The following is a 20,500-nucleotide window of genomic DNA, read 5'->3' on the forward strand; positions in this document are numbered from 1 at the left end:
GCCGGATCTGTGCGCGTCGAATGGCGCCGCCGAAAGCGCCTCGATCCGGCGCGGGCCTTGATTTCATGGAACAATTCCGCCCGGCATGAAGTTGGCACGGTTCATGCTGGAATAGTTCCAGGCCCAGTGTAGGGCCACCGAATTGGCGTCCAACGACGGGCGCATCCAGGCAAAGCCGCCGTACAGGTCAAGCTGCGATCCCCGCTCGGGGAGCGCCGTCGATCTGTCCGGCGGCTTTTTGTTTTTCAGTCGCAGCGCGGCCGCCACGCCGCCCCATGGAGCCAGGAATGACGAATCCAGCCCCGACCAGCGCAGAACCGGACCCGGCCGCCAGCCGCGCCCTGGTCATTTCGACGATCGCCTTCACCGTTTGCTTCGCCGTCTGGACGATCTTCTCGATCATCGGCATCAAGATCAAAGCCGAGATGGGCCTGAGCGAGACCCAGTTCGGCCTGCTCATCGGCATGCCGGTGCTGACGGGATCGCTGGTCCGGATGCTGCTCGGCATCTGGACCGACCGCCTCGGCGGCCGGCTGGTCTATACGGTGACCATGCTGGCGGCGGCGATCGCGACGTTCCTGCTCGCCTTCGCGACGACCTATCCGCAGATGCTGCTCGCGGCGCTGGGCGTCGGGCTTGCCGGAGGTTCCTTCGCGGTCGGCGTCGCCTATGTGTCCCGGTTCTATCCGGCCTCAAGGCAGGGAACCGCGCTCGGCATCTTCGGCGTCGGCAATGTCGGCGCGGCGGTCACCAAATTCTGCGCGCCCTTCGTCCTGCTCGCCTGGGGCTGGCAGAGCGTGGCGTTGATCTGGGCGGCGGTGCTCGCCGTCATGGCGGCGGTGTTCTGGTTTTCGACCGAGGACGATCCGGTCATCCGCCAGCGCCGCCTTCATGGCGCCGGACCAACCCGCAGCTTCATCGCCGAATTCGCGCCGCTCCGGGACATCCGCGTCTGGCGCTTCGCCCTCTATTACTTCTTCGTCTTCGGCGGCTTCGTCGCCCTGGCGCTGTGGCTGCCGCGCTACCTGATCGGCGTCTACGGCTTCAATATCGCCACCGCCGGCATCATCGCCGCGGCCTATTCTATTCCCGCATCGGTATTCCGCGCCTATGGCGGCGTGCTGTCGGACAGGATCGGCGCGCGCACGGTCCTCTACTGGACCTTCGCGGTATCGGCGCTTTGCTGTGCGGTGCTGGCTATGCCGGCGACGGACTATACGGTGCGCGGCATCAACGGGCCGATCGCGTTCCATGTCGAGATCGGCTGGCTGCCCTTCATCGTCGCGGCCTTCGTGCTCGGCTTCTTCATGGCGATCGGCAAGGCCGCCGTCTTCAAGCACATCCCCGCCTATTACCCGCAGAATGTCGGCGCGGTCGGTGGCCTGGTCGGCATGATCGGCGGGCTGGGCGGCTTCGTCCTGCCGATCGCCTTTGGCGCGCTGAACGACCTGACGGGCGTCTGGTCGAGCTGCTTCATGCAGCTCTTCGTAGTCGCCGCGCTCTGCCTCGCCTGGATGCACGTCACCATCCTGCGCCTCGAATATCGCCGCGCGCGGGCGGAGGAGACCCTGGTCTCTCCGGCGCTTGCCTCTCCGGCCGAATGATCGACGGGAAACAGCGAACATGACCGAGAAACTCGTCATCGTCGGCAACGGCATGGCCCCGGGCAGGATGCTGGAGCACCTGCTCGAGGCGGCGCCCGACCGCTACCAGATCACCATCTTCAACGCCGAACCGCGCGTGAACTACGACCGGATCATGCTGTCGCCGGTCCTGTCAGGCGAGAAGGCGTATGAGGAAATCGTCATCCATGGTGACGGCTGGTACATCAAGCACGGCATCACCCTCTACAAGGGCCACCGGATCGTCGCCATCGACCGTGCTGCGAAGACGGTCACCTCCGACCAGGGTGTGACGGAGAGCTACGACAAGCTGGTCATCGCGACCGGCTCGCAGCCCTTCATCATCCCCGTGCCCGGCAAGGACCTGCCGGGCGTGCTCTCCTATCGCGATCTCGATGACGTCAACGCCATGCTGCTCGCCGCGCAATCGCGTAGCCGGGCGGTGGTGATCGGTGGCGGATTGCTGGGGCTCGAGGCGGCAGCCGGCCTCCGGGAGCGCGGCATGGACGTCACCGTGCTGCACGTCATGCCGACGCTGATGGAGCGCCAGCTCGACCCGACCGCCGGCTATCTCCTGCAGAAGGCGGTCGAGCAGCGCGGCATCACGGTGCGCACCAAGGCCAACACCAAGGCGATCATCGGCAACGGCAAGGTCGAGGGTGTCGAGCTCGATACCGGCGAGATCCTGCCCGCGACGCTCGTCGTCATGGCCGTCGGCATCCGCCCGAATACCGGCCTCGCCAGGGAGGCCGGCCTCGAGGTCAATCGCGGCATCGTCACCGACGATCGCATGCAGACCTCCGATCCCGACATCTTCTCGGTCGGCGAATGCACCGAGGTCGGCGGACGGGTCTACGGCCTCGTCGCGCCGCTCTACGAGATGGCGAGGGTCGCAGCCTCAGCGCTGGCGGAAAGCGAGGACAAGCGCTTCGTCCACGCGGACACGCCGACCAAGCTGAAGGTCACCGGCATCGACCTCTATTCGATCGGCGACTTCGCCGATGGCGACGACCGCGAGGAGATCATCCTGCGCGACGCTTCTGCCGGCATCTACAAGCGCGTCATTCTCCAGGACAACGCGATCATCGGCGCGGTCCTGTTCGGCGAGACGGGCGATGGCGCCTGGTTCAACGAGCTGAAGAAGAAGGCGACCAACATCTCGGAGATGCGCGACACGCTGATCTTCGGTCAGGCGTTCCAGGGGGGCGCCTCCTCGGACCCTTTGGCAGCCGTTGCAGCGCTGGCGGATGATGCGGAGATCTGCGGCTGCAACGGTGTCTGCAAGGGGACGATCACCAGCACCATCACGGCGAAGGGCCTGACCTCGCTGAACGACGTCCGCGCCCACACCAAGGCGTCCGCCTCCTGCGGTTCCTGCACCGGGCTGGTCGAGAAGCTGATGTCGCTGACGCTCGGCGACAGCTACCAGCCGGCGGCCGTGCAGCCGATATGCGCCTGCACGGAGCTCGGCCATGACGAGGTCCGCCGGCTGATCCAGGCCAAGGGACTGAAGACCATTCCGGCGGTCATGCAGGAGCTGGAGTGGAAGACCTCCTGCGGCTGTGCCAAATGCCGGCCGGCGCTGAACTATTACCTCGTCTGCGACTGGCCGGACGAATATGCCGACGACTACCAGTCGCGCTTCATCAACGAGCGCGTCCACGCCAACATCCAGAAGGACGGCACCTATTCGGTGGTGCCGCGCATGTGGGGCGGGATGACGTCGGCGAGCGAGCTGCGCGCCATCGCCGATGTCGTCGACAAGTTCGCCATTCCCGCCGTCAAGGTCACCGGTGGCCAGCGCATCGACATGCTGGGGGTCCGGAAGGAAGACCTGCCGGCTGTCTGGGCGGATCTCGGCAGGGCCGGGTTCGTTTCAGGTCACGCCTATGCCAAGGGCCTGCGCACGGTGAAGACCTGCGTCGGCACGGACTGGTGCCGCTTCGGCACGCAGGATTCGACCGGCCTCGGCATCCGCATCGAGAAGTTCATGTGGGGCTCGTGGACGCCGGCCAAGGTGAAGATGGCGGTGTCGGGCTGTCCCCGCAATTGCGCGGAATCGACCTGCAAGGACGTCGGCGTCATCTGCGTCGATTCCGGCTACGAGATCCATTTCGCCGGCGCGGCCGGCCTCGACATCAAGGGCACGGAAGTGCTCGGGCTGGTGAGGACGGAGGACGAGGCGCTGGAGGCGATCGTCGCGCTGACGCAAATGTATCGCGAGCAGGCTCGCTATCTCGAGCGCATCTACAAATGGGCCAAGCGCATCGGCCTGGACGAAATCCGCCGCCAGATCATGGCCGACCTGGACCGGCGCAAGGCCCTCTACGACCGCTTCGTCTTCAGCCAGATATTCGCCCAGGTCGATCCATGGTCGGAGCGCGTCTCCGGCAAGGACAAGCACGAATTCCGGCCCTTGGCGGTCACCGAACTGGCCCCGGCGGCGGAGTAGCGATCATGTGGCTCGACATCGGAGAGATCAACGACATCCCCCGGCGCGGCGCGCGCTGCGTGAACACGCCGCGCGGAAAAATCGGCGTCTTCCGCACGCAGGACGACCGGATCTTCGCCATCGAGGATCACTGCCCCCACAAGGGAGGGCCGCTCACCCAGGGCATCGTGCACGGCACGTCCGTGACCTGCCCGCTGCACAATTGGGTGATTTCGCTGGAAACAGGCAAGGCGACGGGCGCCGACGAGGGATCGGTGCCGACGATCCCCGTCCGGGTCACGGAGGGCCGGATCGAGATTGCCTTGGGCGAAGCGCTTGTTGCGGCGGAGTAGCCCGATGGACCCGATGCTGACAGCCGAGGTGAGGACGACCTGCCCCTATTGCGGGGTCGGTTGCGGCGTGCTGGCAAAGGTAGCCGCGGACGGAGCCGTCTCCGTCCGCGGCGATCCGGATCATCCCGCCAACCGGGGCAAGCTCTGCTCCAAGGGCATGGCGCTCGGCGAGACGACGGGGCTCGAGAGCCGGGTGCTCCATCCCGAGATCGGTGGCAGGCGCGCCGATTGGGATACGGCGCTCGAACTGACGGCCAGGCGGTTCGCGGAGACGATCGCCGCGCATGGCCCGGATTCGGTCGCCTTCTACATTTCCGGCCAGTTGCTGACCGAGGACTACTACGTCGCCAACAAGCTGATGAAGGGCTTCATCGGCTCCGGCAACATCGACACCAATTCGAGGCTCTGCATGGCGTCCTCCGTCGCCGGCCATCGCCGGGCCTTCGGCGAGGACATCGTGCCCGGCGTCTACGAGGATTTCGAGCAGGCTGATCTGATCGTGCTGACCGGGTCCAACACCGCATGGTGCCACCCGATCCTCTATCAGCGCATGCTCGCGGCGCGGGCCGAGCGCGGCACGAAGATCGTCGTGATCGATCCGCGCCGGACCGCCACAGTCGATGCGAGCGACCTGCACCTCGCGCTCGACCCGGGCACGGACGTGCTGCTGTTCAACGGGCTGCTCGCGCATCTCGCGCGCTCGAACGCTGTCGACGAGGCCTATGTCTCCGCCCACACCTCCGGCTTCGACGCCGCGATCTCGGTCGCCTCGGCGGACGCGCCCACCATCGAGAAGGTGGCGCAGGGCTGCGGCCTGTCCGCTGCCGACGTCAGGCGCTTCTACGCGCTCTTCGCCGCGACGGAGAAGGTCGTCACTGTCTACAGCCAGGGCGTCAACCAGTCGGCGCATGGCACCGACAAGGTGAACGCCATCCTCAACTGCCATCTGGCGACCGGCCGCATCGGTCGTCCCGGTATGGGACCCTTCTCCGTCACCGGCCAGCCGAACGCCATGGGCGGCCGCGAGGTCGGCGGGCTCGCCAACCAGCTCGCCGCGCATATGAACTTTGACGATGCGGCCGATATCGACCGGGTCTCGCGCTTCTGGCGCGCGCCGAACATTTCGCGAAAGCCCGGCCTGAAGGCCGTCGATCTGTTCCAGGCAGTGGGCGAGGGGCGGATCAAGGCGCTCTGGATCATGGGAACCAATCCGGCCGTCTCGATGCCGGACGCGGGTCGCGTGCGCGCCGCGCTCCGGGCCTGCGATTTCGTCGCCGTATCCGACATCACCCGCACCGATACGACACGCTATGCCGATGTCTTCCTCCCCGCCGCGACCTGGGGCGAAAAGGTCGGGCTCGTGACCAATTCCGAGCGCCGGCTGTCTCGGCAGCGGGCCTTCCTGCCGATGCCGGGCGAGACGCGGCCGGATTGGCGCATCGTCTGCGAGGTGGCCCGGCGGATGGGGTTCGGCGAGGCGTTCGACTATGAGAGCCCGGCCGCGATCTTCCGCGAGCACGCGGCGCTGTCGGCCTTCGAGAACCAGGGCGAGAGGCTGTTCGATCTCGGCGCCCTGGAGGCCATTGCGGATGCCGACTACGAGCGCTTCGCGCCGCGCCTCTGGCCGCAGCCGAAGCATGGTGAGAGCGGCGAGAGGCTTCTGTCTGACGGCCGCTTCCCGACGCCCGATGGACGGGCGCGTTTCGTGGCGGTGCGGCAGGAAGGCGTGGCGCAGGCCGCAAGCCCGGACTTCCCGCTGACGCTCAACACCGGCCGCTTGCGCGACCAGTGGCACACCATGACGCGCACCGGCCTGGCGCCCCGGCTGATGGCCAACGCGCCGCAGCCCCTGCTCGATCTCCATCCGCGCGACGCCAGCGCGAACGGGCTGGCCGAGGGCGATCTGGCACGGCTGACGACCCCGTACGGCTTTGCGCGCGCCAGGGTGCACGTCACCGAAAACCAGCGGCCCGGCCATGCCTTTCTGCCGATGCACTGGAGCGGCCACTACGCGGCGAATGCCGGCGCCGGACCACTCGCCTCTCCGGCGACCGACGTCTTCTCCGGCCAGCCCGAGCTGAAGCATGCGCCGCTCCGGATCCAGCGCGAGGCCGTCGCCTGGGAGGGCGTGCTGATCACGCGGCGGGATCTGAGGCCGACCGGCTTCGTGCATTGGAGCCGGCAGCGCGTCGAGGGCGGCTGGGTCTACGAACTCTGCGGCACGGAGACGCCCGACCAGGGCATCCTGCTCGCGCGAAAGTTCATCGAGGCCTATCCGGCGGAGCGCCTGCTCGAATACCGCGACCGGCGGAGGCTTTCCTATCGCGCCGCCGTCGTCGACGACACGGACCGGATGGCCGAGGCGCTGCTCGTCGCGCAGGCCGGGCTGCTGCCGGCGCGCGACTGGCTCGTCTCGCTTCTCGGCGCCGGCGAGCCGCTGACGATGGCCGACCGTCTGGCGCTGCTGTCCGGCCGCTCGCCGTCGCCGGCGCCCGCCGTCGGGCGGATCGTCTGCTCCTGCTTCAACGTCGGCGCCAATCAGCTCGCCGATGCCGTCGCCGCCGGCTGCGACAGCCTGCAGGCGATCGGCGAGACGTTGAAGGCGGGGACCAATTGCGGCTCATGCCGCTCCGAGATCAGGAGTATCATCGATGCAAATCGTGTCGGGGCAACGCGTGTCGAGGCCGCCGAGTGAAGCCGGTTCCGCCCGCATCCAGCCCTTAGCCGTGCTTCCGGTCTTCCTCGATCTCGATGGCAAATGTGCCGTCGTCGTGGGCGGCACCGATGCCGCCGCGTGGAAGGCGGAGCTGCTTTCGGCCGCCGGCGCGCTGGTCGATCTCTACGCGCCGGACGACGAATTGTCGGAAGCCATGCGCCGGATCCTCCGGGATAGCCCGGCGATTCTGCATCACGCCCGGCGGTGGAGGCCGGCGGATCTGGTCGGCGCGGAGTTGGCGCTGGCCGATCTCGACGCGGACGAGGCGGCCGAATTCGAGCAGGCGGCGCGCGAGGCGGGCGCTGCCTGCAATGTCATCGACAAGCCGGCCTTCTGCCATTTCCAGTTCGGCGCGATCGTCAATCGTTCGCCTGTCGTCGTCGGCATATCGACCTCCGGCGCCGCGCCCATTCTGGGGCAGGCGATCCGCCGCCGCATCGAGACGATCCTGCCGCCGTCGCTGGCAGAGTGGGCGGCGCTCGCGCAGACCCTGCGCGAGCGGGTCGCCGGGGCGCTCGCGGGGAGCGTCCGCCGGCGGGTGTTCTGGGAGAGATTGGCGGACCGCGCCTTCGTCGCCGCGCCAGACACCGGCACGGAAGCGGAGCTGCGCGAGGCCATCGCGCTCGGATCGGCTGCGTCGACCGCCGGCCATGTGAGTTTCGTCGGGGCCGGTCCCGGCGACGCCGAACATCTGACGCTGAAGGCCGTGCGCGCCCTGCAGGCGGCCGACATCATCCTTTACGACGATCTCGTCTCCGCCGAGGTGCTGGAACTGGCGCGCCGCGAGGCGAAGCGCGTTCCGGTCGGCAAGCGCGCCGGGCGGCCGAGCTGCCAGCAGGAGGAGATCAACGAGAGGATGGTGACGCTGGCAAAGGCCGGGCACCGGGTCGTCCGGCTGAAATCCGGCGATCCGATGATTTTTGGGCGCGCCGGCGAGGAGATCGCCGCGCTCGAGGCGCATGGCATAGTCTACGACGTCGTGCCGGGTGTCACCGCCGGCCTGGCGCTGGCCGCCTCGCTCGGCGTGTCGCTGACGCATCGGGATCAGGCGCGCTCCGTGCGCTTCGTCACCGGTCATTCGAAACAGGGCGGCCTGCCGGACGATATCGACTGGCGCGCCATCGCCGATCCCGCCACGACGACGATCTTCTACATGGGCGGACGCACCGCCGGCGCCATCGCCGAGCGGCTGGTCGGGGCAGGGATGCCGGCCCGGACGCCGGTCATCGTCGCCGCCTCGGTCGGCCGCGCCGGGCAGGTCGTTAAGTCGGGCACGCTGGCGGACCTGCCCAATCTGGCCGCGACGTTCGACGCGACCCAGCCCATCCTGATCGGCATCGGCACGGTCTTCGCGGCCCGCGCGGAATGCGCCACAGACGTCCCGCTCGACCGCCAGGCCTCGCGCTTCTGAGGGGTAGCTGGATTTGGCGACGCGAAGGCTGGCGCGGCGCGCCGGCCGAATGCGATCGCCATGGCATTCCGGCAGGATTGCAAGCGGCCCTCAGGATCGCGGTTGAGGTTGCTCCGTCAACACAACCCCTTCGTGCGACTGCTGGTGTGGGCAAATCGTGGGATTTCGACCTCACGAAATTTCTCTCTTGCATCCATTCGGCAATCAATTAAAACGTTTTCCGTAAATCGTTTTAAAAATGCTTGTGCTCTGGGAGGGGTGTGGCGTTATGGTTGTATCCATCAAAGACGTTGCCAGCAGGGCCGGCGTTTCCGCCGGGACCGTCTCCAACGTCTTTAGTGGCAATCGCGTCGTAAAGCCCGACCTCGCGGAACGTGTGCGCCGCGCGGCAACCGATCTTGGCTACCAGCCGGACCGCGCGGCGTCTCAGCTGCGAGCCGGCAAGGCAAAGGTCGTGGCCGCCATTGTTCCCGATCTGAACAATCCGTTCTTCACCAGCCTGATCGCTTCGATCGAGGCGAGCGTCCGGGGGGAAGGGTACGACATCATCGTCGCAAGCTCCCATGGCGATGCTGAGGAAGAAGCGCGCCGGCTGTCCGCCCTTCTTGGCTGGAAGCCCGCGGGCGTCGTGATCATCCCCTGCACGGACGAGTTTGCGAGCCGCGAACTCCTGTCAGGCAGCGGCGTTCCTTTCGTCGTGGCGGATCGCGTGCCTTCGCTATTCGATGGAGATGCCGTGACCGTCGACAACGTCGATGCTGGCGTGAAGGCGGCGGAGCACCTTGTCGCTCTCGGTCATCGTCGGTTCGTCGTCGCGGCCTCCTCCATGAAGCTGCAGAACATCCGCGAGCGCTGCGAGGGCATCGAAGCGGTGCTTTCCAGGGAGGGCCTGGCGGCGCCGACCCTCATCGAGGTCGGCCTCGATTTCGATACGGCCGCCGAGCGCCTGGGCACGTTCATGGAAGGCGAACGGCAGGCCACCGCATTCATCGCTCTGACGAACTTCGCGACCCTCGGAATTCTTGCTTCCGCCAACAAGAACGGACTGTCGGTCCCCCAGGACATCTCGGTGCTCGGTTTCGACGATTATTCCTGGATGCACGCGTTCAAGCCGCCACTGACTGCAATCCGGCAGCCAGTTGACGAGATGGGACGCGCAATCTGGAACAGGCTGCGGGGCCACCTCGGCGATGAGAGCCAGCCCTCCGCACGCGAGCGATTATTGTGTGATTTGCTGGTCCGGGCGTCGACAGGCGCGCCGGCTGCCGAAGGGGTGCGCTCCGCATAGCGTGCCGAGAAGCGCGCGCAGATAAACGTCACCCGCAAGAGAAGACCAATGTGGTGGAGCGATTCACCGCACGGGAGGAGCTTTGTCGACGCTCTGGCGCCGTCACAAGCGTAGTCGAATGCGCCTTTAACCTGGAGGAGTACTATATGCTACATGCGAAAATGATCGGTCTGCTCTCTGCCGCAGCGATGCTCACGGCATCGGCGGCCGCGGCCGAGGATATAGACTGGAAGGGCCAGCTCGGCGACCACTCGGGCAAGACCCTGCGCGTGATGACCATCACCGATCCGTTCATCGACTCGATGAAGGCCGTGAAGGACGGCTTCACCACGGCGACCGGCGCGAAGGTGGAAATCGACGGCTACGGCTATGACGCCCTGCACGAGAAGGAACTGCTTGCCTGTTCCCAGAACGACGGCAGCTACGACGTCATGCTGATCGACGGCGTCTGGATCGGCGAATTCGCCGAAGCCGGTTGCCTGGATCCCGTCGAAGCCAAGATCGCCGAGAATCCCGAAGTCTTTGCCTGGGACGACTTCACCCGGGCGGGAGCCGGCCAGGCGAGCTGGGAAGGTGAGCGCGTCTGCCTTCCGGTCGGCACCTACTATGAACTCATGTACTACCGCTCGGACCTGTTCGAGAAGGCGGGCATCAAGGTTCCGGAGACGTTCGAGGAGCTGAAGAAGGCGGCAGCCACCTTCACCAACAACAAGGATTTCCCAGGCGTCTACGGCTATGCGATGAACAACAAGCGCGGCGCGGCGGCCGGTCAGCAGTGGTTCGAGTGGATCTACAGCGCAGGCGGCAAGCCCTGGGCATCGAACGACATCGGTTCGGCGGAGCCCTACAAGGATCAGACGCCGCTCCTCAACTCCCAGGAATCGGTCGATCTCGTCCAGTTCTTCCGCGATATGGTCGCCTATGGTCCTCCGGGCGTGGAATCCTTCGCCTGGGATGAGCGCGCCAACGCGTTCGCGGCGGGCAAGCTCGCCATGATCAACGATTGGTCCGTTCGTGCGCAGATCGCCAACGATCCCAAGCAGAGTCAGATCGCCGGGAAGTTCAAGGCAGCGCTGATGCCGCACAAGGAGGGTGGAAAGACCATCACTCCGGTCGGCGGCTGGATCGCCTGCGTCAACACGCATGGCGCTCAGAAGGACATCGCCTGGGACTACCTGAAGTGGTTCGCGAGCAAGCCTGTCCATCGCGACTTCGTGCTGGCCGGCGGACCGCCGAGCCGTCTGTCGGCGATGGAGGACAAGGAGATCCAGGCGAAGTTCCCCTGGACGTCGGTCCTCTTGGAAGGTCAGAAGGATTCGTGGGCTGAAGTTCGTCCGCGCAATTCCGTTGCATTCCAGCTCATCGACACGGTCGGAGCCCAGGTCAACAAGGCGATCATCGGCGAGAAGAGCCCGAAGGATGCCATGGATGGCGCGAACGAGGACGTGACGAAGCTCCTCAAGCAAAACGGGCAGCTTTGACGAACTCTTTCCGGGGGCGGGCGATCCGTCCGCCCTCGGATTTCGTGTTTACTGGAGGATTTCACGATGGCTGATGCCGTTATACAGGCTGGTGTGCCCCGGGCAGCGCCCCGGCGCGCTTTCATTCATGGCGATCGGTTCCAGATGACGGCGTTCATCGTTCCGACTTGCATATTCCTGGCCCTGTTGACCATCTGGCCGTTCCTCTACTCCGTCTACCTCAGCCTGCATGCCGTGAAGCTGACGGCGTTGAAGCGCGCGGTGTTTGTCGGCGCGGACAACTACATCAATCTGCTGACCGATCCGCTTTTCCTGCGGGCGATGCTGAATACGGGCCTGCTTGCGGTCGTCTCGATCACATTCGAGATCGTGATCGCCTTCGTCATCGCGAAAGCGTTCGTGAGCCTCAGCCATATCAAGTGGGTGAACGGCCTCCGCTCCCTGTTCATGGTCCCGATGATGGTCACGCCGCTGATTGTCGGCATGATCTTCTCTTACGTCTTCAATCCCGTGCTCGGCATCGCGAACTACCTGCTCGGCGGCGTGGGCCTTGGTCCGGTTGCGTGGTTCGGCGGATCGACCGCCGCCATGATCTCGATCCTCCTGATCAACGTCTGGCAATGGACCCCGTTCATGATGCTGCTGATCATGGCGGGTCTGCTGTCGATCCGCTCCGATCTGTACGAGGCGGCGCGCGTCGATGGAGCGAAGTGGCATCACGTGCTGAGACTGCTGGAGATCCCTTCCATCAAGGGCATCGTCCTCCTCGGCGTCATCCTGCGCATCATCGACACCTTGCGGTTCTTCGACGTGGTCTACGTGACGACGCGCGGAGGCCCCGGGGATTCCACCATGGTTCTGACGCTCTACGCCTACCAGCAGAATTTCCAGTTCTTCCAGGCGGGCGTCGGATCGGCCGCTGCCGTCATCATCCTCGTCATCTCGATGGTCATCACAACGTTTGCCGTGAAGCTCCTCAGGAGAATTGAAGATGAATAACGCTTTCCGGCTGCGCGACCTTGGCCCGCTCGTCCTGGTTCTGCTCTTCGTGTTCGTGTCGGTGGCGCCGCTGCTGTGGCTGACGCTGGCGGCCTTCAAGCCGACAGCGGACATCATTGCCATACCGCCCGTCTGGATCCCGGACTTCACGTACCTGCAGAACTTCTATGATGTGATCACGCAGTTCTGGCCGTTCATCGTCAATTCGCTCGTGGCGACGATCGGCGCGACGATCCTGGCGCTCCTTTTTGCGGTTCCAACGGCATTTGCGCTGGTCAATCATCGGTTCCGCGGTCGCGAGGCCCTGGCGGACTGGATTCTCTCGACCCGAATGATGCCGCCGATCGCAGCCGCGGTGCCGCTGTTCGTGATCTTCCGCGGCGTCGGCCTGCTCGACTCGCTTCCAGGCCTGATCATCGCCTATGCCGGCTTCAATCTGCCGTTCGCCGTCTGGATGACGATGTCGTTCATCCGACGCGTCCCGAAGGAGCTCATCGAGGCCGCGCGTCTCGAAGGCTGCACGTGGTGGCAGGTGCTGCGGGACGTCGTTCTGCCGCTCAGCAAGAGCGGTCTGGCAGCGGTGTCGACGTTCGTCTTCATCTTCGCCTGGAATGAATTCATGCTGGCGCTGTTCCTGACGACGCGCGAGGCAAAGACATTCCCGGTCGTGATCTCGTCCTTCATCGGCACTGGCCGAGTGTACTGGGAATACATTGCCGCGGCATCTGTCATCCAGTGCCTGCCTCCGGTGCTCTTCACCTTCTTCATGCAGAAACACATCGTCTCGGGCGTCACCATGGGCGCAGTCAAAGACTGAGACACAGAAACACGTTACGGAGAATTCTCATGATACCGAACCGCGGACGGAACAAGGCGGCACTGGTGACGGGCGCCTCCCGGGGCATTGGAAGAGCGATTGCCGAGCGCCTGGCGGCGGAAGGCTACCGGGTGTTCGCCAACGATCTTCCGGCGCGCGAGGCTGAGCTCGCGGATCTCGCCGCCACGGTCCAGGCAAATGGCGGCCAATGCGAGATCGTCTATTGCGACGTGAGCAATCCCTCGTCGGTCGAGGCCATGGCGCAGGAGGTGCTGGCGAAGGCTGGTCGCCTCGACGTGCTGGTCAACAATGCCGGCGTCCGCTCGGTTCATACGGCTGAAAACATCGAGCCGGACGAATGGGATCGGATGTTTGCCGTGAACACGAAGGGCACCTTCCTCGTCACCAAGGCCTTCCTGGCGCACTTCACTGCCAACGGGCGGGGCCGCGTCATCAACATCGCCTCGATTGGTGGCAAGTTGGGCGGTCCGACCGAAACGCACTACTGCGCTTCGAAGGGCGCGGTGGTCAATTTCACCCAGGGCCTCGCCAGGGAGGTCGCGAAGAGCGGCATTACCGTCAATGCGGTCTGCCCCGGCGTGATCGCCACGGAGATGGGCCGGACACACCTTGAAGATCCGGAGACCCTCCGGAAGGTTCTTGAGAAGACGGCAATGGGCCGCGTTGGCAATCCGGAAGACGTCGTTGGCGCGGTTGCCTTCTTCGCTTCGGACGACGCGTCTTTCATTACCGGACAATCCTTGAACGTCGATGGCGGGATCGTCTTCCATTGAAGCGATCGGCGTCGATCGCGGCGCGTGCACGTCGCGTACTACCGGAGGAAACACATTGGGTCAGATAACGCTGCAGAACGTCGTCAAGAGCTTTGGCGACGTCGATATCATTCGTGATATCAGCCTGACGATCAACGAAGGCGAGTATGTGGTCTTCGTCGGCCCATCTGGCTGCGGAAAGTCTTCGTTGCTCCGGCTCATCACGGGCCTCGAGGATGTCACGAGCGGCCGCATCATGATCGACGGACGGGATGTGACCCACGTTGCCCCCTCCGAGCGGCAACTCGCGATGGTCTTCCAGTCCTACGCTCTGTTCCCGCATCTGACGGTCGCAGACAATATCGGCTTTGGCCTCCGGGTCTCCGGAAGGCCGAAGGCTGAAATCAAGGAACGGGTCCTCACGGCGGCGCGTGCCCTGGCGTTGGAGCCCTATCTGGACCGCTACCCGCGTCAGCTTTCCGGCGGTCAGCGGCAGCGTGTCGCGATCGGCAGGGCGATCGTGCGCGAACCGACCGCCTTCCTGTTCGACGAGCCGTTGTCCAATTTGGATGCAGCCCTTCGCGTCCAGATGCGGCTCGAGCTGATCCGTCTCCACGACGAATTGAAGACCACGATGATCTACGTGACGCACGATCAGGTGGAAGCCATGACCATGGCCGACCGCATCGTCGTCCTCAACGCGGGAAGGGTGGAGCAGTTCGACACGCCGATCGCGCTTTACGACGCGCCCGCCAACAAGTTCGTCGCGGGCTTCATCGGCTCTCCGAAGATGAACTTCATCGATGCAACGACGGCCGGCGACAACCGCATCGAAACCGCGGCCGGTGCAATCGAGATCGCCAACCTCAAGGCGCCCCTCACGTCCGGCAAGGTGACGTTCGGCATCCGCCCGGAGCACCTTCGCTACGATCGCGAAATTGGCCTTTGGTCCGGAAAGATCCTGGTCGAGGAGCAGCTCGGCAGCGACGCGTACTTCACCGTGGATGTGAAGGGCCTGGGAACGCTGACCGTCCGCGCGGTTGGGGAACGCGGCTATCGTCGCGGCGACACCATTTTCCTCACGCCGGATGCCGCGCGCTCGCACGTCTTCGGTGAGGACGGCCGTGCTCTGACGGCGCCGGCAGCCCCGTCTTCAGTCTCGCCGCAGCCGTTACAGGCCGTCTCCGCGTGACTGCATTTCTGTTTTGAATGGAAACACCAAATGTACATGGAAAAACTGAGACTGGACGGCAAGCTCGCGGTGGTCACCGGTGGCAGCCGCGGCATCGGGCTTGCGATCTCCGAGGCGCTCGCTGAAGCCGGCGCCAAGGTCATCCTGCTGGATCGCGATGCCAATTCGCTGGAGGAGGGGAAGGCCTCCCTCGCGGCGAAGGGTTTCACCGCCCTGTCGCATGTCGTGGACGTTACGGATTCCGCTGCGGTGCAACGGGTCGCGGATGAAATCGCTAGCGAACATGGCGCCGCGGATATTCTCGTGGCGAATGCCGGGATCGGCCGGCCGCCTGTCGCCGCCGAGGACGTCGAGGATGCCGACTGGCTCGCCGTCAATGATGTGAACCTGAATGGCGTGTTCTGGTGTGACCGCGCCTTTGGCCGTCACATGCTGGCCAAGGGTTCCGGATCCATCGTCAACATCGGATCCATGTCCGGCCTGATCGTCAACCGGCCCCAGGGCCAGTCGCACTACAATGCCTCCAAGGCCGCGGTGCACCATCTCACCCATTCGCTCGCGGCGGAATGGGCTGGCCGAGGCGTTCGCGTCAACGCGGTCGCTCCGACCTACATCGAAACCCCGCTGATCGGCCATGCGGAAAGCAGCGGCCTCGCAGCCGTATGGCGGCGCGACACCCCCATGGGCCGCTTCGGCCAGGCCCACGAAGTGGCCAGCGTCGTGCACTTCCTGGTTTCGGACGCGGCCAGCCTGATGACCGGCGCCGTCGTCCCGGTCGACGGTGGCTTCACCTGCTGGTGAGCAGGGACGCTTTCGGCGCTTGGCGCGACCGCCGTCTCTTCTGGTGGTCGCGCCGGCGCCGCGGTCACGTCGTTTCTGAACGGGATCTTTCATGAGTAGCATTGAGAGTAACGCGCGCCAGATCGCGGATATCGCGCTCGAGCGGTTCACCGGCGCAAACCGGCGCGTCCTGATCGCCGTGGCGGGCGCGCCCGGATCCGGCAAGTCGACCTTGGCGGAACGCGCCGTCGAGCTGCTCAACGAGGGCGGCGCGGCCAGCGCCGCGCTCTTCCCCATGGATGGGTATCACTACGACGATGTCGTGCTGGAGGCCGCGGGACGCCGCGCCTTCAAGGGGGCGATCGATACGTTCGATGCCCATGGTCTCCGGCACATGCTTTCGCGCCTGAAGGCGAACACGGACGACGTCGTCGCCATTCCCGTCTTCGACCGCGCGATCGAAATCGCTCGCGCAGGCGGCAGGCTCATTCCCCGGTCGGTCGACATCATCGTCTGCGAGGGAAACTACCTGCTGGCGCAGCAGGCGCCCTGGGATCTCCTGAAGCCGATCTTCGATTTCTCGATCTTCGTTGACGTCGACGAGAACGAGTTGCGGCGCCGTCTGCAGCAGCGCTGGCGCAGCTTCGGACTGGATGAAGCCGAAATTGCCAGGAAGGTCGAGGAAAACGATCTCCCCAACGGTTTGGCGATCATCGCTGGAAGCGCTGAACCGGACCTTCGTCTGAAGAACTCCGAGAGCCACACTTTGGCATCCTGAAGCGCCAAAGATTTCCGAATGCCGACGAGCTGTCGGCGAAAACATGCAGCAAAAATTCAGAGAGACTTCCATGAAGCACGGAATTTATTACTCCTATTGGGAAAAGGAATGGAGCGCCAAATTCGGCCCGTACGTCGAGAAGGTGGCAAAGCTTGGCTTCGATGTCATTGAAGTCGCTGCGCATCACATCAACGAATACAGCGATGCCGAACTGGCTGCTATCCGGCAGATCGCGAGGGACAACAACATCGTCCTGACCGCGGGAATTGGTCCTTCGAAGACCAAGAACCTGTCCTCCCCGGACAGCGCCGTGCGCCAGGCGGGAAAAGCATTCTTCGAGCAGACGCTCACCAATGTGGCGAAGCTCGATATCCAGACCATCGGTGGCGCGCTTCATTCCTACTGGCCGGTCGACTACTCGAAGCCGGTCGACAAGGAGGGTGACCGGGCGCGGGGTGTCGAGGGCATTCACGGCATTGCCGACTTCGCCGCCGACCTCGGGATCAACCTCTGCATCGAAGTGCTGAACCGCTTCGAGAACCACGTCCTCAACACGGCCGCCGAAGGCGTGGCCTTCGTGCAGGATGTTGGCAAGCCGAACGTCAAAGTCATGCTCGACACGTTCCACATGAACATCGAGGAAGACAGCTTCGGCGAGGCCATCCGGACCGCCGGCCCGCTGCTCGGACATTTCCACACGGGCGAGAGCAACCGCCGCGTCCCGGGCAAGGGCAGAATTCCGTGGCATGAAGTCGGCCTCGCGCTTCGCGATATCAACTACACCGGTGCCGTCGTGATGGAGCCGTTCGTCAAGACCGGCGGAACGATCGGATCCGATATCCGGGTCTGGCGTGATCTCAGCGATGGTGCCGACGAAGCGAAGATGGACGAGGACGCACGAAACTCGCTCGCCTTCTCGCGCTTCGTGCTCGAGGGTTGAGCAGGCGCCGGGGCCGGGGAGAATTCCCGGCCCACCCATCGCCTCCAGGCCAAAACCGCGCGCCTGGATAGCCCTTTGCAGAGGGGGCTTGCCGCGTTTAGCGCAGTCGGGATCCCGTCCGAGCTCGAACCGCTCCCGCCATCGGCAGAGGGGCTCGGACGTTCCCTGCCACTTCAGGAGAATGTCAGTCGCGGGCATGCGCGGTTAGAGGGCGCGTATCCGCTATTGGGCGGTCGGGGTATCGGAACTCAGGATTTCGCGCACGGTTCTGGAAATGAGCTGCGTCAGCGCGTCCTCGTCGACCTCACTCAGGCTGCGGACTTCGACCACGTTCTTCAGGATGCTCGCGCCCGCCAGCAGCGCCATCGCCATGGTGGCGCGCAGATGGGACGGCTCGTCTCCCTCGTCGGAAAGCCCCTTGAGAAAGTCGGGTGCATTCTCTCTCAGGGCACGCGAGGCGTCCGGGCTCGAACAGGACCGCACAAAGATATCGAGCGGGCGGACGTCCTTCGCCATGTCGGGGCTGACGACATTCTGGACCAGGGCGTCGATCAGAGCCTCGCGACTGCTCGCCTCCGCGTGGTCTTTCATCGTGGCTCTGACGCATTCTGCGAAGAGCGCTTCCTTGGATCCGAAGCAGCGATGCACATAGGCAACGTCGACCCCGACGGCAGTGGCGACGTCGCGAAGTCCGGTCGACTCATAGGAATTATTGGCAAATTGGACGATCGCCGCCCTGAGGATGCGATCGCGCGTCGTCTCTTCCTTCGGCGATGCGCCGGCCCCCTTCGCCATTGATCAGTCTACCTTAAATATTAGCCCGCTATCTTTCTCCTCCCAGAATAGTCTGATGCCCGATTTCGGTCAACGCGCGTTGATCTGGCGCTAGACACTCGTCAACCATGGTTGATCCCAATTTCATGACAATCAACAACGGTTGATTTACGCCAATTCGGCCTTGCTTCCTGCCAATAAATTGCCGATCTCGATTTACGTATTCTGCGTATATACCAAATATCTATAAAGTAATTTTATACGTTTATTACGTAAACTGACGCATATACTGAATATTGCCACCAATCGGTACTTGAGTGAGGCGTCTAAATTCAACCGGCAGATGCGTAAAGACGAGTTATGTTACAGTTATGCGTCTGGATGTTCTTCTTGGTGTTGCAATTCGGCTATATCGGGCCGTCCGACCGTCAGTAATAGTCAGTGCAGGAATCGCAAAACGAGGTTCCGTCGCATCCGCGCCCTTCCCGCAGTTGCGGGGCCGAAGGACCGAATGTGGCTAAACGGGGGTAGGACGGAATTCGTGCGAGCTGACGAGAAGGGGTGATCCCGCGGGATCGACTCGGCGGCGACGAGAAGAACGAAATGCTCTCCTGGTTTTACCTTTTTGGAGGTCAGGATATGAACTTTAAGACCCTTCTCCTCGGCTCTGCGGCAGCCATGATCATGGCTGGCGGTGCTCAGGCGGCGGATCTCACGGTCGCCGAGCCGGTCGACTACGTGAAGGTCTGCGACGCTTTCGGCACGGGCTTCTTCTATTCGCCGGGCACGGACACCTGCATCAAGGTCGGCGGCTACGTTAAGTTCGGCACCTCGTTCGGTGATCGTGGCGGCGACAAGGCCCTGGTTGGCAGCTTCAACCCGGACTATTCGAACAGCAATTGGGGCAACTTCTACACGGAAGCCTCGATCCAGCTGACGGCTTCGTCGGTCACCGAATACGGTAACCTGACCGGCTGGATCGACTACCGCGCCAAGACCGGCAACGTCCGCGGCTCGGGTGACGTCAACGACTACATCAACGCCTCGACCAACTCCGCCTATGTCGACAGCGCCTACCTCGAGCTCGGACCGCTCAAGGCCGGTTACTTCACCTCGCTGTTCGACTTCGGCCGTGGCTATGACGACACCGGCATGTTCGGTTCGGACTCGACCACCGACCACATCCAGCTGACCTACGCCGTCAACGGCTTCGGTCTGGCGGTGTCGGTGGAAGATCAGCGTGATCGCAGCTCGTTCGGCCAGGCCAGCGGCACTCTGGACGGCAACCCGATCAGCTCGACCAATCCTGCCTACTATGGCGGCCAGGACAACGTTCCGGACATCGTCGGCGCCGTCACCTACGCTTCCGGCATCTTCTCGGCCAAGGTCGCCGGGGCTTGGACGCATCAGGCGGTCAGCATCACCCCGTCGGGCATTCCGAACACGTTCGACGTCGACGCCAAGGACGGCTGGGCCGTCGGCGGCGGTCTCGAGGTCGCGCTCGACAAGTTCTCGGCTGGCGACCGCTTCTTCGTGTCGGCTGCCTATGGCGACAACGCCAACTCCTACACCGGCATCGCCGGCGGCACCTCGGTGGCTGGCTTCATCGGCCCGATCCGCAACTACAACGCGGCTTCGTCGACGGGCTCCAGCTGGAGCGCGCTCGCTTCGTACAAGCATGTCTGGACCCCGCAGCTGTGGTCGTCGCTCTCGGGCGGCTACGCTCAGTTCAGCGGCAAGGACGAGCTGGACGGCACGACCGTCGACGCCTGGCGCGCTGGCTTCAACACCACCTACACGCCGGTCAAGGGTCTCGATGTCGTCGGCGACGTCTTCTACACGGACGTCAAGCTGAAGAGCGACGATCCGACGATCGCTGAAGAAAGCGGCAATGGCTGGACGTTCAACCTGTTCCTGAAGCGCTCCTGGTAATTCCAGGACAGCTTGACGATCGAAGGCCCGGTGGAGCGATCCGCCGGGCTTTCATTGTTGCGCCGGAACCGGAGAAACGCGACGCCTTCGAATTCAAGGCATGTCAGCGCCAAATCGGGCGTTCATCTGGCGATTTACTTCGGAATGTCTTGCCGCCGGCGTGCGCGCTTTTGAGCCCAGGGGATCCGGCCGCGTTCCCTGGGGGCGAGAACG

Annotated in this window: 17 protein-coding genes; 15 read left to right on the forward strand and 2 right to left on the reverse strand. The window is 64.3% G+C overall.

Annotated features, from left to right (window positions below; all coding sequences use genetic code 11):
• Window positions 1–63: 63 nt before the first annotated feature.
• Window positions 64–267 carry a hypothetical protein gene (locus tag AC6HZP_RS07230; RefSeq protein ID WP_497526014.1) on the reverse strand — a complete coding sequence of 68 codons (204 nt, stop codon included), beginning with the start codon at window positions 265–267 and terminating at the stop codon, window positions 64–66.
• 20 nt (window positions 268–287) lie between these two features.
• Here AC6HZP_RS07230 and AC6HZP_RS07235 point away from each other — a divergent pair, with 20 nt between their 5' ends.
• From AC6HZP_RS07235 to AC6HZP_RS07300, 14 genes are all read left to right on the forward strand, one after another.
• Window positions 288–1,604 (forward strand): MFS transporter, encoded by a 1,317-nt coding sequence (locus AC6HZP_RS07235; protein WP_497526015.1) that lies wholly within the window; start codon window positions 288–290, stop codon window positions 1,602–1,604.
• Window positions 1,605–1,623: 19 nt separating this feature from the next.
• Entirely contained in the window at window positions 1,624–4,074 is a 2,451-nt protein-coding gene (gene nirB, locus AC6HZP_RS07240; protein WP_497526016.1) for a nitrite reductase large subunit NirB, read from the forward strand.
• 5 nt (window positions 4,075–4,079) lie between these two features.
• Entirely contained in the window at window positions 4,080–4,406 is a 327-nt protein-coding gene (gene nirD / locus AC6HZP_RS07245; RefSeq protein ID WP_497526017.1) for a nitrite reductase small subunit NirD, read from the forward strand.
• Window positions 4,407–4,410: 4 nt separating this feature from the next.
• Window positions 4,411–7,101, forward strand: a complete 2,691-nt coding sequence (locus AC6HZP_RS07250; protein WP_497526018.1) for a nitrate reductase — start codon at window positions 4,411–4,413, stop codon at window positions 7,099–7,101.
• Window positions 7,058–8,533 carry a siroheme synthase CysG gene (gene cysG, locus AC6HZP_RS07255; RefSeq protein WP_497526019.1) on the forward strand — a complete coding sequence of 492 codons (1,476 nt, stop codon included), beginning with the start codon at window positions 7,058–7,060 and terminating at the stop codon, window positions 8,531–8,533. The genes AC6HZP_RS07250 and cysG overlap by 44 nt, the downstream gene beginning before the upstream one ends.
• Before the next feature lie 268 nt (window positions 8,534–8,801).
• Window positions 8,802–9,821 carry a LacI family DNA-binding transcriptional regulator gene (locus tag AC6HZP_RS07260; RefSeq protein WP_497526020.1) on the forward strand — a complete coding sequence of 340 codons (1,020 nt, stop codon included), beginning with the start codon at window positions 8,802–8,804 and terminating at the stop codon, window positions 9,819–9,821.
• Between the two features lie 53 nt (window positions 9,822–9,874).
• Window positions 9,875–11,302 (forward strand): extracellular solute-binding protein, encoded by a 1,428-nt coding sequence (locus tag AC6HZP_RS07265; RefSeq protein ID WP_497526021.1) that lies wholly within the window; start codon window positions 9,875–9,877, stop codon window positions 11,300–11,302.
• A 66-nt stretch (window positions 11,303–11,368) separates the two neighbouring features.
• Window positions 11,369–12,301 carry a carbohydrate ABC transporter permease gene (locus tag AC6HZP_RS07270; protein WP_497526022.1) on the forward strand — a complete coding sequence of 311 codons (933 nt, stop codon included), beginning with the start codon at window positions 11,369–11,371 and terminating at the stop codon, window positions 12,299–12,301.
• Window positions 12,294–13,118, forward strand: a complete 825-nt coding sequence (locus AC6HZP_RS07275; RefSeq protein ID WP_497526023.1) for a carbohydrate ABC transporter permease — start codon at window positions 12,294–12,296, stop codon at window positions 13,116–13,118. The genes AC6HZP_RS07270 and AC6HZP_RS07275 overlap by 8 nt, the downstream gene beginning before the upstream one ends.
• Before the next feature lie 65 nt (window positions 13,119–13,183).
• On the forward strand, window positions 13,184–13,912 hold the full coding sequence (locus AC6HZP_RS07280; RefSeq protein WP_497526024.1) for an SDR family NAD(P)-dependent oxidoreductase: 729 nt from the start codon (window positions 13,184–13,186) through the stop codon (window positions 13,910–13,912).
• Window positions 13,913–13,967: 55 nt separating this feature from the next.
• Complete coding sequence (locus AC6HZP_RS07285; protein ID WP_497526749.1) at window positions 13,968–15,083, forward strand: ABC transporter ATP-binding protein; 1,116 nt, start codon at window positions 13,968–13,970, stop codon at window positions 15,081–15,083.
• A 30-nt stretch (window positions 15,084–15,113) separates the two neighbouring features.
• Window positions 15,114–15,884: an SDR family NAD(P)-dependent oxidoreductase gene (locus tag AC6HZP_RS07290; protein WP_497526025.1), complete on the forward strand. Its 771-nt coding sequence runs from the start codon at window positions 15,114–15,116 to the stop codon at window positions 15,882–15,884.
• 91 nt (window positions 15,885–15,975) lie between these two features.
• The gene (locus tag AC6HZP_RS07295; RefSeq protein WP_497526026.1) at window positions 15,976–16,641 is read left to right on the forward strand and encodes a nucleoside/nucleotide kinase family protein; all 666 of its coding nucleotides are present in this window, start codon (window positions 15,976–15,978) and stop codon (window positions 16,639–16,641) included.
• Between the two features lie 70 nt (window positions 16,642–16,711).
• Window positions 16,712–17,581: a D-psicose 3-epimerase gene (locus AC6HZP_RS07300; RefSeq protein ID WP_497526750.1), complete on the forward strand. Its 870-nt coding sequence runs from the start codon at window positions 16,712–16,714 to the stop codon at window positions 17,579–17,581.
• A 222-nt stretch (window positions 17,582–17,803) separates the two neighbouring features.
• Here the strand turns inward: AC6HZP_RS07300 and AC6HZP_RS07305 are convergent, their stop codons facing one another.
• Window positions 17,804–18,376, reverse strand: a complete 573-nt coding sequence (locus tag AC6HZP_RS07305) for a TetR/AcrR family transcriptional regulator (protein WP_497526027.1) — start codon at window positions 18,374–18,376, stop codon at window positions 17,804–17,806.
• 618 nt (window positions 18,377–18,994) lie between these two features.
• Between AC6HZP_RS07305 and AC6HZP_RS07310 the strand changes: the two genes are divergently transcribed.
• Window positions 18,995–20,287: a porin gene (locus AC6HZP_RS07310; RefSeq protein WP_497526028.1), complete on the forward strand. Its 1,293-nt coding sequence runs from the start codon at window positions 18,995–18,997 to the stop codon at window positions 20,285–20,287.
• The last annotated feature ends 213 nt before the right edge of the window (window positions 20,288–20,500 follow it).

The organism is Kaistia sp. SLG-1, assembly GCF_059699055.1.

What these genes read in the sequence shown, in the direction of transcription:
- AC6HZP_RS07235 (WP_497526015.1), top strand. Translation starts at nt 288, where the DNA reads ATGACGAATCCAGCCCCGACCAGCGCAGAACCGGACCCGGCCGCCAGC.
- AC6HZP_RS07270 (WP_497526022.1), top strand. Translation starts at nt 11,369, where the DNA reads ATGGCTGATGCCGTTATACAGGCTGGTGTGCCCCGGGCAGCGCCCCGG.
- AC6HZP_RS07250 (WP_497526018.1), top strand. Translation starts at nt 4,411, where the DNA reads ATGGACCCGATGCTGACAGCCGAGGTGAGGACGACCTGCCCCTATTGC.
- AC6HZP_RS07310 (WP_497526028.1), top strand. Translation starts at nt 18,995, where the DNA reads ATGAACTTTAAGACCCTTCTCCTCGGCTCTGCGGCAGCCATGATCATG.
- AC6HZP_RS07290 (WP_497526025.1), top strand. Translation starts at nt 15,114, where the DNA reads ATGTACATGGAAAAACTGAGACTGGACGGCAAGCTCGCGGTGGTCACC.
- AC6HZP_RS07275 (WP_497526023.1), top strand. Translation starts at nt 12,294, where the DNA reads ATGAATAACGCTTTCCGGCTGCGCGACCTTGGCCCGCTCGTCCTGGTT.
- AC6HZP_RS07300 (WP_497526750.1), top strand. Translation starts at nt 16,712, where the DNA reads ATGAAGCACGGAATTTATTACTCCTATTGGGAAAAGGAATGGAGCGCC.
- AC6HZP_RS07295 (WP_497526026.1), top strand. Translation starts at nt 15,976, where the DNA reads ATGAGTAGCATTGAGAGTAACGCGCGCCAGATCGCGGATATCGCGCTC.
- nirD (WP_497526017.1), top strand. Translation starts at nt 4,080, where the DNA reads ATGTGGCTCGACATCGGAGAGATCAACGACATCCCCCGGCGCGGCGCG.
- nirB (WP_497526016.1), top strand. Translation starts at nt 1,624, where the DNA reads ATGACCGAGAAACTCGTCATCGTCGGCAACGGCATGGCCCCGGGCAGG.
- AC6HZP_RS07260 (WP_497526020.1), top strand. Translation starts at nt 8,802, where the DNA reads ATGGTTGTATCCATCAAAGACGTTGCCAGCAGGGCCGGCGTTTCCGCC.
- AC6HZP_RS07305 (WP_497526027.1), bottom strand. Translation starts at nt 18,376, where the DNA reads ATGGCGAAGGGGGCCGGCGCATCGCCGAAGGAAGAGACGACGCGCGAT.
- cysG (WP_497526019.1), top strand. Translation starts at nt 7,058, where the DNA reads ATGCAAATCGTGTCGGGGCAACGCGTGTCGAGGCCGCCGAGTGAAGCC.